General features: G+C 70.8%; 13 protein-coding genes and 1 riboswitch. Of the genes, 7 read left to right on the top strand and 6 right to left on the bottom strand.

What is annotated here, in order from left to right; translation table 11 throughout:
* The first annotated feature begins 43 nt into the window (after positions 1–43).
* The 4 genes from ACIBK1_RS25870 to ACIBK1_RS25885 are packed head-to-tail and all read left to right on the top strand — an operon-like array spanning position 44 to position 3,802.
* Positions 44–889 (top strand): ABC transporter permease, encoded by an 846-nt coding sequence (locus ACIBK1_RS25870; RefSeq protein ID WP_396738253.1) that lies wholly within the window; start codon positions 44–46, stop codon positions 887–889.
* Positions 886–1,647 carry an ABC transporter ATP-binding protein gene (locus tag ACIBK1_RS25875; RefSeq protein ID WP_396738256.1) on the top strand — a complete coding sequence of 254 codons (762 nt, stop codon included), beginning with the start codon at positions 886–888 and terminating at the stop codon, positions 1,645–1,647. The genes ACIBK1_RS25870 and ACIBK1_RS25875 overlap by 4 nt, the downstream gene beginning before the upstream one ends.
* Positions 1,644–2,636 carry an ABC transporter substrate-binding protein gene (locus ACIBK1_RS25880; protein WP_396738259.1) on the top strand — a complete coding sequence of 331 codons (993 nt, stop codon included), beginning with the start codon at positions 1,644–1,646 and terminating at the stop codon, positions 2,634–2,636. Before ACIBK1_RS25875 ends, ACIBK1_RS25880 begins: the two co-directional genes overlap by 4 nt.
* Entirely contained in the window at positions 2,633–3,802 is a 1,170-nt protein-coding gene (locus ACIBK1_RS25885) for an LLM class flavin-dependent oxidoreductase (RefSeq protein ID WP_396738262.1), read from the top strand. The genes ACIBK1_RS25880 and ACIBK1_RS25885 overlap by 4 nt, the downstream gene beginning before the upstream one ends.
* Positions 3,803–3,827: 25 nt before the next feature.
* On the opposite strand, the gene ACIBK1_RS25890 is transcribed toward ACIBK1_RS25885, so the two are convergent.
* The 6 genes from ACIBK1_RS25890 to ribD all read right to left on the bottom strand — a co-directional run bounded on the left by ACIBK1_RS25890 (position 3,828) and on the right by ribD (position 8,664).
* Positions 3,828–4,277 carry a PH domain-containing protein gene (locus ACIBK1_RS25890; RefSeq protein WP_030509009.1) on the bottom strand — a complete coding sequence of 150 codons (450 nt, stop codon included), beginning with the start codon at positions 4,275–4,277 and terminating at the stop codon, positions 3,828–3,830.
* Positions 4,278–4,453: 176 nt separating this feature from the next.
* Positions 4,454–4,924: a 6,7-dimethyl-8-ribityllumazine synthase gene (gene ribH, locus ACIBK1_RS25895; protein ID WP_396738266.1), complete on the bottom strand. Its 471-nt coding sequence runs from the start codon at positions 4,922–4,924 to the stop codon at positions 4,454–4,456.
* A 76-nt stretch (positions 4,925–5,000) separates the two neighbouring features.
* Complete coding sequence (locus ACIBK1_RS25900; protein WP_231513948.1) at positions 5,001–6,281, bottom strand: bifunctional 3,4-dihydroxy-2-butanone-4-phosphate synthase/GTP cyclohydrolase II; 1,281 nt, start codon at positions 6,279–6,281, stop codon at positions 5,001–5,003.
* On the bottom strand, positions 6,278–6,910 hold the full coding sequence (locus ACIBK1_RS25905) for a nicotinamide riboside transporter PnuC (protein WP_396738270.1): 633 nt from the start codon (positions 6,908–6,910) through the stop codon (positions 6,278–6,280). Before ACIBK1_RS25905 ends, ACIBK1_RS25900 begins: the two co-directional genes overlap by 4 nt.
* Positions 6,907–7,515 carry a riboflavin synthase gene (locus tag ACIBK1_RS25910; RefSeq protein WP_030509005.1) on the bottom strand — a complete coding sequence of 203 codons (609 nt, stop codon included), beginning with the start codon at positions 7,513–7,515 and terminating at the stop codon, positions 6,907–6,909. The genes ACIBK1_RS25905 and ACIBK1_RS25910 overlap by 4 nt, the downstream gene beginning before the upstream one ends.
* A complete protein-coding gene (gene ribD, locus ACIBK1_RS25915) occupies positions 7,516–8,664 on the bottom strand; it encodes a bifunctional diaminohydroxyphosphoribosylaminopyrimidine deaminase/5-amino-6-(5-phosphoribosylamino)uracil reductase RibD (protein WP_396738273.1) in 1,149 nt (382 codons plus the stop codon). It lies immediately after the preceding gene.
* A gap of 132 nt (positions 8,665–8,796) precedes the next feature.
* Positions 8,797–8,947: riboswitch (FMN riboswitch) on the bottom strand.
* Between the two features lie 339 nt (positions 8,948–9,286).
* Here ribD and ACIBK1_RS25920 point away from each other — a divergent pair.
* The 3 genes from ACIBK1_RS25920 (at position 9,287) to ACIBK1_RS25930 (ending at position 13,197) form a co-directional block, all read left to right on the top strand.
* Positions 9,287–10,312 carry an ABC transporter permease gene (locus ACIBK1_RS25920; protein ID WP_081903640.1) on the top strand — a complete coding sequence of 342 codons (1,026 nt, stop codon included), beginning with the start codon at positions 9,287–9,289 and terminating at the stop codon, positions 10,310–10,312.
* Positions 10,313–10,344: 32 nt separating this feature from the next.
* Positions 10,345–12,138: an ABC transporter substrate-binding protein gene (locus ACIBK1_RS25925; RefSeq protein ID WP_357322251.1), complete on the top strand. Its 1,794-nt coding sequence runs from the start codon at positions 10,345–10,347 to the stop codon at positions 12,136–12,138.
* A 78-nt stretch (positions 12,139–12,216) separates the two neighbouring features.
* The gene (locus ACIBK1_RS25930) at positions 12,217–13,197 is read left to right on the top strand and encodes an ABC transporter permease (RefSeq protein WP_030509001.1); all 981 of its coding nucleotides are present in this window, start codon (positions 12,217–12,219) and stop codon (positions 13,195–13,197) included.
* Positions 13,198–13,238 lie beyond the last annotated feature (41 nt).

The following is a 13,238-nucleotide window of genomic DNA, read 5'->3' on the forward strand; positions in this document are numbered from 1 at the left end:
ACCCTGGTGGCGAATCCTTCGTCGTCAACAGCGAGGTGTGTCCATGTCCGTCGTCGAACTCCAGGGCGAGTTACGGAGCGCGGTCCGGGCGGATCCCCGGCCGCGTCGCCGCTCCGCCTCGGCCCGCGACCCGCGGAGGGGGTGGCACAGATGGGTAAGCCCCCTCGTCGTCGTGCTGCTGTGGCAGCTCGCCAGCGTGCTCGGGCTGCTGCCCGCCCGGTTGCTCGCCGCCCCGTCGCAGATCGCCGTGACCGCGCTCGACCTGGTGGGCTCGGGGACGCTGCCCACGGCGATCGCGGTGTCCCTCGAACGGGTGCTCCTCGGCTTCGCCGCCGGAGCGGTCGCGGGCGTCGGCCTCGCGCTGGTCGCCGGGCTGAGCCGGAGCGGTGAGAACGCCGTCGACCCGCTCATGCAGATGCTCCGGGCGCTGCCGTTCTTCGGCCTGATCCCGCTGTTCATCCTCTGGTTCGGGATCGGGGAGACGCCCAAGGTGCTGCTGGTGGCGCTCGCCGTCTCCTTCCCGCTCTACCTCAACACGTTCGCGGGCATCCGGGGCGTGGACGGCAAGCTCGCCGAGGTCGCGCGGACGCTGCGGCTCGGCCGGACCGCGCTCGTACGGCACATCGTGCTGCCCGGCGCGCTCCCCCAGACGCTCGTCGGGCTGCGGCAGAGCCTCGGGGTGGCCTGGCTGGCGCTGATCGTGGCCGAGCAGGTGAACGCCGACGCCGGCCTCGGCTACATGATCAACGACGCGCGGGAGTTCCTGCGCACCGACGTGATCGTGGTCGGCCTGCTCGTCTACAGCGCGCTCGGCCTGCTCACCGACGCCCTGGTCCGGCTCCTGGAGAGGAGGGCGCTGGTATGGCGACGCGAGTTCCTGTCCCGGTGAACGAAACCGTGCACGCCCCGGTGTACAAGACGGTGAACGACACGGTGACCGCCCCGGTGGTGGCCACCGTGCACGGGCTCACCCGGCGCTTCGGCGACCGCACCGTGCTCGACGGCCTCGACCTGACGATCCGGCGCGGCGAGTTCGTCGCGCTCCTCGGCCGCAGCGGCTCGGGCAAGTCCACGCTGCTGCGCGCGCTCGCCGGCCTGGACGAGGAGGTCGAGGGCGGCCTGAAGGTGGACGGCTCGGTGGCCGTGGCCTTCCAGGAGCCCCGGCTGGTGCCGTGGAAGCGGGTGCGCGACAACCTCACGCTCGGCCTGAACGGGCCCGACCCGGCCGGCCGGGCGGAGGCGGCGCTGGCCGAGGTGGGCCTGACCGACCGCGCGCGGGCATGGCCGCTGACGTTGTCCGGCGGCGAGGCGCAGCGGGCGAGCCTGGCCCGCGCGCTCGTCCGCGATCCGGGACTGCTGCTGCTCGACGAGCCGTTCAGCGCGCTCGACGCGCTGACCCGCATCACCGTGCACCGCCTGGTGCTCGACCTGTGGGCGGCGCACGGCCCGGCCGTGCTGCTGGTGACCCACGACGTGGACGAGGCGCTGCTGCTGGCCGACCGGGTTCTGGTGCTCGACGGCGGGCGCCTCGCGCACGAGTGGACCGTCGCCGCGCCGCGCCCCCGGCACCGCGACCACCCCGACCTGCTCACCCTGCGCGCCGCCCTGCTGTCCGCGCTGGGCGTCACCCCGGAAGGACCCGCATGACCAGGAGACCGCTCGCCGCGCTGCTGATCGTCCTGGCGGCCGCCACGGCCTGCGCCTCGACGGGACAGGGCACGTCCGGGGGGAAGGACGGTCAGGGCGCGGGCCGCGTCACCCTCCGGGTCGGCGACCAGAAGGCCGGGTCGCAGGCCCTTCTCAAGGCCGCGGGGCTGCTCGACGGCACCTCCTACGCGATCACGTGGTCGCAGTTCACCTCCGGGCCGCCCCTGCTGGAGGCGGTCAACGCGGGCGCGGTCGACATCGGCGGCGTGGGCAACACCCCGCCCGTCTTCGCCGCCGCCTCCGGCTCGAAGATCAAGATCGTGGCGGCGTACCGACAGAGCGCCAAGGGATCGGCGATCGTCGTCCCCGACGGGTCCGCGATCACGTCGCCCGCGCAGCTCAAGGGCAGGAAGATCGCGGTGGCGAAGGGCAGCTCGGCCCACTACCACCTGCTGGCGGTCCTCAAGAAGGAGGGGCTGTCGTTCAAGGACATCCAGCCGCAGTATCTCCAGCCCGCCGACGCCCTGGCGGCGTTCTCGTCCGGCACCGTCGACGCCTGGGCCATCTGGGACCCCTTCACCTCCCAGGCCGAGATCCAGCACAAGGCCCGGCTCCTGGTCGACGGCGCGGGCATCGTCAACGGCCTGGGCTTCCAGGTCGCCGCTCCCGCCGCGCTCGACGACGCGGGCAGGCGGGCCGCGATCGGCGACTTCCTCACCCGGCTCGCCAAGGCGCGGAACTGGGCCGCCACCCACCTGGACGAGTGGGCCAAAGTGTGGGCGCAGGAGACGGGCCTGCCGGTCGAGGTGGCGGACGCGGCCGTCGCCAACGCCGTCGCCACCCCCGTCGTGATCGACGACTCGGTCGTCTCCTCCGAACAGGAGATCGCCGACGCGTTCACCGCCGAGGGCCTCGTGCCGGGCACCATCACCTTCTCCCAGTTCGTCGACGACCGCTTCAACGACGTCGTAGGAAAGGCACAGCGATGAGATTCCACTGGTTCCTGCCCACCTCGGGCGACGGCCGGGCAATCACCGGCGGCGGGCACGGCCTGCGCCGCGTGCACGGGCAGTCCCCGGCCGCCGCCTTCCGGCCGCCCACGATCGACTACCTCGCCCAGGTGGCCCGCGCGGCCGAACAGGCCGGGTTCGAGGCCGTGCTGACCCCCACGGGCACCTACTGCGAGGACGCCTGGCTGGTCACCGCCGCGCTGACCCAGGTGACGACCCGGCTGAAGTTCCTGGTCGCGTTCCGGCCGGGGGCGCTGTCCCCGACGCTCGCGGCGCAGATGGCCGCCACCTACCAGCGGCTCTCCGGCGGCCGGCTGCTGCTCAACGTGGTGACCGGCGGGGAGGCGGCCGAGCAGCGGCGGTTCGGCGACCACCTGGGCAAGGACGAGCGGTACGCGCGGACCGCCGAGTTCCTGTCGATCGTGCGCGGCGCGTGGGACGGCCCGTTCGACTTCAGGGGGAACTACTACGAGGTCGAGGGGGCGACGGTCGCCGAGCGGCCCGACCCCGTGCCCGAGCTGTACTTCGGCGGTTCCTCCGCCGCCGCGGGCCCGGTGGCGGCCCGGCACGTCGACGTCTACCTCACCTGGGGCGAGCCGCCGTCCCAGGTCGCGGCCAAGCTCGACTGGATGCGCGAGCTCGCCGCGGCGGAGGGCCGCACCCTGCGCTTCGGCATCCGGCTGCACGTGATCACGAGGGACACCTCCAAGGAGGCGTGGGCGGAGGCCGGGCGGCTGCTCGACCAGATCTCCCCCGAGGACATCGCGTCGGCGCGGACCGTCCTGTCCCGCAGCGAGTCGGTCGGGCAGCAGCGGATGCTCGCGCTCCACGAGGGCTTCCGCGGCGGCACCGGCGGCGGCGCCAACGGGGGCTCGCGCGGCGGCGGGGTCAGGGACCTGGAGATCCACCCCGGGCTGTGGGCGGGGGTCGGCCTGGTGCGAGGCGGCGCGGGCACCGCGCTCGTCGGCAGCCACGCGGAGGTCGCCGACCTCGTGGAGGAGTACGCCTCACTCGGCGTGGAGGAGTTCGTCCTGTCGGGCTACCCGCACCTGGAGGAGGCCTTCTGGTTCGGCGAGGGCGTGCTGCCCGAACTGCGCCGGCGGGGCCTGCTCGGCGCCGGCGAGCCCGTACGGCTGAGCGCCTGACGACCCGCCGGGGCCCCCGCCGCCGTCACAGGCGGTCGGGGGCCTCGCCGCGCTCGCGGATGAGGGCGGTGAGCTGGGCCACCGCCCGCCGCGACCGTTCCCGCTCGGTGCTCTGGATGCCCATGGCGCCCAGGCTGATCCCGTTGGCGAGGTCCAGCTTGGGCCAGGGGTCGCCCTCCACCATCGTGACGTCCAGCACCTCGGCCCACTCGAAGCGGTGGACCCGCAGCGGGTTCACCACCGTGATCCCCTTCTCGTCCGCCCGCACCCGCAGGCGGCCGAGCAGGTGCAGCACGCACGCCACCGCCACGCCGAAGGCGACCATGCCCAGCCGGTCGGCGACCCCGAACTGCTCCGGCAGCACGACGGCCATCAGGATCGAGCCGATCACCATCACCGCCGCCATGCCGTACGCGATGATCGTCGTGGCGCGGGGACGCCAGGTGACGGGCAGCGGAGGCGTGCTCTCAGGCATGACGACCCCCGCGAGCCGGCACGGCGAAGCGGCGTACGGCGTCCCCGGCCTCCGGGGCGGCGTGCGGATACTGCGTGATCACCAGTCAAGTCTTCCCGGCTCGGCGCTGCGGATGCGAGGACTGCGGCTTCGAGGATTGCGGCTTCGCGGGCTGCGGCTTCGAAGACCGGGCGAGGTCAGCCGGTGAGGCCGCGAAGGAGGAGGGCGGTCTCCAGGGCGGCGATCGTCGCCTCGTACCCCTTGTCCTCCTTGCTGCCCGGCACGCCGGACCGCTCAACCGCTTGATCAAGGGTGTCACAGGTGAGCACCCCGTTGCCCACCGGGGTCGACTCGTCGAGCGAGACCCTGGTCAGGCCCGTGGTCACCGAGTCGCAGACGTAGTCGAAGTGGGCCGTCTCCCCTCGGACCACCACGCCGAGCGCGACGACGGCGTCGCAGCGCCGGGCCAGGGCCTGCGCGACCACCGGGATCTCCAGCGACCCGGCCACCCGTGCCGTGACCACGTCCGCCCCGCTGTCCCGCGCCGCCCGCTCCGCCCGCGCGAGCAACTGGTCGGTGATCTTCTCGTGCCACCGGGCGGCGACGATGCCGACGGTCAGCCCGCCCGCATCCACCGCCGCCGCGTCCGGCCGTCCCTCGCCGCTCATGAAACCTCCTTGACTGACGGCTCGGAGCCGCATGAGCGGACCGCGCCGTTTTCGCTGATTCGCTCGCTTCGCTCGCTCACGAAGCCTCCTTGCCGAAGTGTTCGCCGTGGATGTCGCGGGGGACGTCGCCCGAGATCTCGTGGCCGAGCCGGTCGCGCTTGGCGGTCAGATACCGCTCGTTGTAGGGGTTCATCGCCACCGGCATCGGCTCGCGGCCCAGGACCTTGATGCCGTACCCGTCCATGCCCCGCACCTTGGCCGGGTTGTTGGTCAGCAGCCGCACCGACTTCACGCCGAGGTCGGCGAGCATCTGCCCGGCGTTGGAGAACTCCCTGGCGTCCACCGGCAGCCCCAGCTCCAGGTTGGCGTCGACGGTGTCGCTGCCGTTGTCCTGCAGGCTGTAGGCGCGCAGCTTGGCCAGCAGGCCGATGCCCCGTCCCTCGTGGCCGCGCAGGTACACGATCACGCCGCGCCCGTTCTCGGCGATCATGCGCATGGCGGTGTCGAGCTGCACGCCGCAGTCGCAGCGCAGCGAGCCGAGCACGTCGCCGGTGAGGCATTCCGAGTGCGCCCGGACGAGCACGTTCTCGCCGTCCTCGATGTCGCCGTACACCAGCGCGATGTGCTCGCCGCCGTCGACGGCGCTGGCGTAGCCGTACGCCCGCCAGACGCCGTACCGGTTGGGAATGCGCGTCTCGGCGACCCTGGTCACCATCCGCTCGGACCTGCGGCGGTGCTCGATGAGCTGCTCGATCGACACCAGCGCGAGGTCGTGCTCGTCGGCGAACTCGCGCAGGCGGGGCAGGCGCGCCATCGTGCCGTCGTCGTTGACGATCTCGGCGAGCGCGCCGGCCGGGGTCAGCCCGGCGAGCCTGGCGAGGTCCACCGACGCCTCGGTGTGCCCGGGGCGCACCAGCACGCCGCCCTCCCGGTAGCGCAGCGGGAAGATGTGCCCCGGCCGGACCAGCTCGTACGGCTCGGTGGCCGAGTCGCACAGGGTCCTGATCGTCTTGGCCCGGTCGGCGGCGGAGATGCCCGTCGTCACCCCGTCCCTGGCGTCCACGCTGATCGTGTACGCGGTGCGCAGGCGCTCGCGGTTGTCCTGCACCATCAGCGGCAGGCCGAGCCGGTCGAGCGTGGTGCCCTCCATGCCGACGCAGATGACGCCGCTCGTGTAGCGGATCATGAAGGCGACCAGCTCGGGCGTGGCCTTCGACGCCGCGAAGATGAGGTCGCCCTCGTTCTCGCGGTTCTCGTTGTCCACCACCACGACGGGCCTGCCGTCCCTGATGTCGTTGACGGCCCGCTCGATCGGATCCAGCCTGATCCCGCTCATGTGGCGCTTTCCCTCACTCATGCGGTCACCGCCCGCAACTCGCGCGACTGGCGCAGCCAGTCCCGGAACCCGATCATCACCATCACGAAGAACAACCCGTACACGAGGCCGGAGACCACCAGCCCGGAGCGAAACGCCAGCGGCACCCCCACGAGGTCCACGGCGACCCAGATGATCCAGAAGTCGACCAGCGCCTTGCCCTGCGCCCAGGTCGCCACCGCGCTGCCGACGAAGATGTAGGCGTCCGGCCACGGCGCCCAGGAGATGTTCCAGCCGCGGGAGTTGAGCAGGGTGAACAGCAGCGCGACCGCGACCGTCCCGGCGATCATGACGATCACCAGCGTGACGCGCTCCCGCACGCGTGCCGAGCGGATCGGCAGCTCCGCGCCGCCGCGCGTGCCGCGCGACCACTTCACCCAGCCGTAGACCGCCAGGATGCCGAACAGCGCCTGCTTGAGCGCGTTGCCGGTGATGTGCGCACTGAACGACGCCACGAACAGCAGCGCCGACCCGAGCAGCTGCACCGGCCAGGTCCAGATCGTCTTCTTGATCGCGAGCCACACCGTGCCCAGCGCGCACACGTTGCCCACCAGGTCGGTCCACAGGACGTGCTGCCCGAAGACGTCGAACCCGGCCTCCGTCCAGCTCATGCCGAGACTCCCTTGGCGGTCGCCGCGGTGAGCTTCTCGACGTACTTGGCGATCACGTCGACCTCGAGGTTGACCGGCTCGCCCGGCTGCTTGCGGCCGAGCGTGGTGAGTTCGAGGGTGGTGGGGATCAGGCTGACGGAGAAGGTGTCCTCCGTCACGGCGGTCACGGTGAGGCTGACGCCGTCCACCGCGATCGAGCCCTTCTCCACGACATATCGGGCGAGGTTCACGGGCAGCGAGAGCCGCACGATCTCCCAGTGCTCCCCGGGCTCGCGCGACAGCACCTCCCCGGTCCCGTCGACGTGGCCCTGCATGATGTGCCCGCCGAGCCGCTGGTCGGCCCGTACGGCGCGCTCCAGGTTGACCCGTGAACCGGGGCGCAGGGCCCCGAGCGACGACCGGTCGAGGGTCTCCTTCATCACGTCGGCGGTGAAGGAGTCCCCCTCGGCGCCGGCCACGGTGAGGCAGACGCCGTTGACGGCGATGGAGTCGCCGTGCCCGGCGTCCGAGGTGACGACCGCGCCGCGCACGGTGAGACGCGCGGAGTCGCCCCGCGCCTCGAGTGCCACGACCTCGCCGAGCTCCTCGACGATTCCGGTGAACATTCAGCTCTCCTTAGGGGACTGCAGGCTGGAGGACGCGATGCCAGAGGACGCGATGCCGGAGGACTTGGGACGCAGGACCAGCCTGAGGTCCGGTCCGACGGGGGTGACTTCGGCGAACTCCAGCCGGTGGATCTCGGTGATCGTCGAGGCGCCCGCAGGGCCGAGCGCGGCCGCTCCCGCCCCCAGCAGCGCCGGGGCGAGGTAGCCGACGACCCGGTCGACCAGGCCCTCACGGAGGAAGGCGCCGGCGAGGGTGGGCCCGCCTTCGATCAGCACGCTCACGACCTGCCTGTCGTGCAGCTCGGCCAGGAGGGCGTGCAGGTCGATCCCGCCGGGGACGCGCGGGAGCCGTACGGCGTGAGGCGACAGATGGGCGGGGACGGCCGCGTCCTCGGCGACGGCCACCAGCGTCGGGGCCTCGCCGTCCAGGACACGGGCGGCGGCCGGGGTGCGGGCGTCGGAATCCACGACCACGCGCAGCACGGGCGCCGCGCGCGGGGGGACGGGGACGCCCGCGGCGGGCCTGGCGGTCAGCCGGGGGTCGTCGGCGAGCACGGTGCCGATGCCGGCGACGACGGCGTCGCTGCCCGCCCGCAGGCGGTGCACGTCCGCCCTGGCCTCGGGCGAGGTGATCCACTGGCTGGTGCCGTCCTCGGCCGCCGAGCGGCCGTCCACGGTGGCGGCGAACTTCCAGGTCACGTGCGGCCTGCCGGCCCGCACGTAGGTCAGCCAGGCGGCGTTGACCTCCTCGGCCTCGGCGGTCAGCACGCCCTCGTCCACCACCACGCCGTGCCGCCGCAGCACGGCGGCGCCGCCCGCGGCCTTCGGGTTGGGATCGGAGACGGCGACGACGACCCGGGCCACGCCCGCCTCCAGGAGGGCGGCGGAGCAGGGGCCGGTCCTGCCGGTGTGGTTGCAGGGCTCCAGCGTCACGTAGGCCGTGCCGCCCCTGGCCCGTTCGCCGGCCTCGCGCAGCGCCACGACCTCGGCGTGCGGCCCTCCGGCGTAGGCGTGGAAGCCCTCTCCCGCGACCTCGCCCGACGGATCGAGGATCACACAGCCGACGACGGGATTGGGGCTGGTACCGCCCAGGCCCCGGGCGGCGAGCGCGATCGCGCGCCGCATGTGAAGGATGTCCGCTGAGGTCACCCCGGTCTTCCTCTCGCCGTTGTCTACGGCGGGCCCCGGGGATCGTTCGGGATGCGGCCTCGCATCACCTGCACGGACGGCACCACCGCCGGCGCGGCCACACGGCCGCCCGGCGGCACCACGGCCGCCCGTTCGCGCGCTTCCTCCCATCCGGACTTTCACCGTCGGTCCTGGAATCTCACCAGGTCCACCGGCCGATGGCTTCGGCCGGGTCGCGGACTTCACCCCTGGGGACAGGGGTGTCACCGCCGGTTCGGAATTACACCGACCCCGGAGCACGCTGCTCTGCTACCCGTCAGTGTAGCCATGCCCGGCTCGTAGCCGTAGGCCGGGATTGTGGTGATCTGCGGCACACGCTTACCCCGTTGGGTTGGTCTCAGCGGTGTGCGGGTTGTGTCACAAAGCTGTGACACAAAAGCATTTGTGTAATAAGTAGTGTTCCGCGCCACGTATACCGAGGTCAATGCGGTCGCAGGACACAAGGTGATTTACTTTGCACAACGAAGCAAACAAGTGGCGGACTGCCCGCCCCAAGTGATTGACCCCTGCAAAATTAGTTGCCAGGGTTCCCTATAGTCGGATCTCTTCCGATCGTTAATGGTCCACCCGGGAGCACCGCACCATGACGTTCCCCTCCTCGACCGCGACCGACGCCGCCGAGTCCGCGGACACCGCGGGCACCGCGGGCGCCGCCGGTTCCGGTTCCGCCGTCGTCGGCCGATCGCCCGGCCAGCTCATGTGGCGCCGTTTCCGGCGCGACAAGACGGGCGTGGTCTCGGCCTTCATCGTGCTCGCGTTCTTCCTGATCGCGCTGCTGGCTCCCGTGATCGCCGCGCTGTACGGCAAGGATCCGTACACGACCTACGGCCAGAACCAGCCCGGCCTGCTCAACGACTTCGGCTACCCGATCGCGCCCAACGGCGGCATGAGCGGCGACTTCTGGTTCGGCCTGGAGCCGGGCCTGGGCCGCGACGTGTTCACCCAGCTCGTGTACGGCATCCGCACCTCGCTGAGCATCGCGATCGTCGTGACGGTGATCACCACCGTCATCGGCGTCGCGATGGGCATCACCTCCGGCTATCTCGGCGGCAAGACGGACTACGTGATCGGGCGGGTCATCGACACGCTGCTCGCGTTCCCCTCGCAGCTCTTCCTGATCGTCTTCCTGCCGGTCGTCGAGGCCGCGATCGTGCTGCCGGAGGAGGAGACGCCCGTCTGGCTGCGCTACGTGTCCATCTGCGTCGTCCTCACCGTCCTCGGCTGGGCCACGATCGCCCGCCTGCTCCGCGCGCAGGTCCTGTCACTGCGGGCGCGCGAGTTCGTGGAGGCCGCCCGCGTCACCGGCGCGTCGCCGGCCAGAGTGATCTTCAAGGAGCTCCTGCCCAACCTCTGGACGCCGATCATCATCCAGTCCACGCTCGCGCTCCCGCTGTACGTGGGCGCCGAGGCCGGTCTCGGCTTCCTGGGCGTCGGCATGACGGAACCCACCCCCGACTGGGGCCGGATGTTCCAGGTGGGGGTGAACGTCTACCACTCCGACGTTACCTACCTCCTGTTCCCCGGCGTGTCCATGCTGATCTTCGTCGTCGCGTTCAACCTGCTCGGGGACTCCATCCGCGACGCCTTCGACCCCAAGACAAAGCGCTGACCACGCGCGCTCTCCCCCATAGGAAGGACCACATGAGATCGCATAGCAGGCGGATCGCCTCGATGACGGCCGTGCTCGCGGCGGGCGCGCTCGCCCTCGCCGGCTGCGCCAAGGGCGGGGGCGGCGGGGCGCCCCAGGGCGCGTCTGGCACCACGCAGAAGCCTCTGGAGAACAAGGCCGTCAGCGCCATCTCGGTCGGCACCGCGGCCGACTCCGCCGGCCCCGCGCCCGAGGTGTCCGGCGCCAAGTCCGGCGGCACGGTCTACATGATCGACCGGGACGACTTCAGCCACCTGGACCCGGGCCGCGTCTACGTGAACTACAACTCCTCGGTGTCCCACCTGTTCACCCGCCAGCTCACCGCCTACAAGCACGACGACGCGGGCAACATCAAGCTCGTCGGCGACCTGGCCACCGACACCGGCACCACCACGGACAACGGCAAGACGTGGCAGTTCACGCTCAAGGACGGCCTGAAGTGGCAGGACGGCACGCCGATCACCTCCGCTGACATCAAGTACAGCTTCGAGCGCCTGTTCGCCGACTTCATCACCGAGGGCCCGGACTACGCCGAGACGTGGCTGGTCCCGGACCCGAAGAAGCCGTTCCGCGACCAGTACAAGGGCCCGTACGACGGCAAGGAGCTCGACACGATCGAGACTCCGGACGACAAGACGGTGATCTTCAAGCTCAACGGGGAGCACCCGGACTTCAACTTCACCGTGGCCATGACCGGCTACGGCGCCGTGCCCAAGGCGCAGGACACGAAGCAGAAGTACGACAAGCAGCCGTTCTCCTCGGGTCCGTACAAGATCGTGAGCCACATCACGGACAAGTCGATGGACCTGGAGCGCAACGAGAACTGGGACCCGAAGACCGACCCCATCCGGCACGCGTACCCGGACAAGTTCCACATGGAGTTCGGCCTTCAGTCGCAGCAGACGACCGAGCGCTTCATGGCCGACACCGGCAACGACAAGCAGGCGTTCACCTTCCACAACCCGGTCGCGCCCGAGCGCATCCAGGAGGTGCTGAACGACCCCGAGCTGATGAAGCGGTCGCTGCAGGGCCTGACGCCGTTCACGACCTTCTACAACATCAACACCACGCGGGTCACCGACGTCAACGTCCGCAAGGCCATCATCACCGCCTGGCCGTCCAAGCAGATCCAGCAGCTCCAGGGCGGTGAGATTTCGGCCGGCAAGATCGCCACGACGGTCATGAGCCCGACGGTGCTCGGCTACGAGGCGTTCGACCTGTACAACAAGCTCGCCAAGCCCGAGGGCGACCCCGAGGCGGCCAAGGCGCTGCTCGCCAAGTCGGGCGACCCGAACCCGACCGTCGTCTACGCCTACAACCAGACGCCGGTCCAGGAGAAGGTCACCGTCGCCATCAAGGAGGCGCTGACCAAGGCCGGCTTCAAGGTCGTGGCCAAGCCCCTCAACCCGACGACGTACTACGACGCCATCGGCCCGGTGGACAACAAGTTCGACATCTACTGGGGCGGCTGGGCGGCCGACTGGCCGACCGGATCGACCTCGATCCAGCCGCAGTACGACGGCCGGCTGATCTCCGACAACCAGCCGAACTACACGCACCTCAACCTGCCGGAGATCAACGACGCCATCGACAAGGCCAACGCCATCAGCGACCCTGCCGAGGCGGGTAAGGCGTGGGCCGCGATCGACCGGCAGATCATGGACAAGGCCGCGATCGTCCCCGAGTTCTACCAGACCTACTTCGGCCTGTACGGCTCGGGCCTCGGCGGGGTCAAGTTCGACCCGGTCGAGGGCGAGCAGTCGGCGCTCGACATCTACGTGAAGTAGCAGCAACCGGGTCCGCCGCCCCTTCACCGGGGCGGCGGACCCCCTGCCCGTCCCGCCCGCAGGAGCAAGTCCGAGACCATGACCAGCTATCTGGTACGCCGCGTCGCCGGCGCCCTCGTGATCCTGATGATCATCAGCGCGATCACGTTCTACCTCTTCTACGCCGTGCCGCGTGACCCCGCCCGGGCGTTCTGCGGCAAGATCTGCCAGCCCGAGACGCTGGCGTTGATCCGGCACAACCTGGGCATGGACGAGCCGCTCTTCGTGCAGTACTGGCACTGGCTGGCAGGCATCTTCACGGGCCGCGAGTTCGTCCAGTTCGGCGAGTGCCCGGCGCCCTGCCTCGGCTACTCCTTCGCCACCCAGGAGCCCGTCTTCGGCGCCATCGTCGACCGCTTCCCGGTGACGCTGTCGCTCACCCTGGGCGCGTCGGTGGTCATCCTGGCGTTCGGCATCATGACCGGCATGATCGCGGCCTGGAAGGTCGGGCAGCCGCTCGACAAGATCGCCAGCGCCTCGTCTGTCGTCGGGGCCTCGCTCCAGATCTACTTCGTCGGGCCGCTGCTGGCGTTCTACCTCGTGGACACCCTGCAGCTGATCCCCCGCCCGTCGTACGTGCCGATCACCGAGAACCCGCTGGACTGGTTCACCCACCTGCTGCTGCCGTGGGTGGTGTTGTCGATCATCTTCACCGCCAACTACACCCGCATGACCCGCTCGCAGATGGTCGAGCAGCTCGCCGAGGACTACGTCCGCACGGCGCGCGCCAAGGGCATGTCGAGCAGAGCGGTCTTCTTCCGCTTCGCCTGGCGCGGCGCGATGATCCCGATTGTCACGATCTTCGGTGTCGACCTCGCCACGCTGCTGGGCGGCGCGATCATCACCGAGCAGACGTTCAGCCTGCACGGCATCGGCGAGCTGGCCGTACGCGCCGTGCAGAACACCGACCTGCCGATGCTGCTCGGCGTGACCATCGTGGGCGCGGCGGCGATCGTCCTGCTGAACATCCTGGTGGACGTGCTCTACGCGTTCATCGACCCGCGGGTCCGCCTCAGCTGAGCCCCCGCCCTGCCAACGCCTTAACAAGTCGAACCGGGAAC

This window comes from Microbispora rosea, assembly GCF_044460045.1.
Taxonomy (GTDB): Bacteria; Actinomycetota; Actinomycetes; order Streptosporangiales; family Streptosporangiaceae; genus Microbispora; species Microbispora rosea.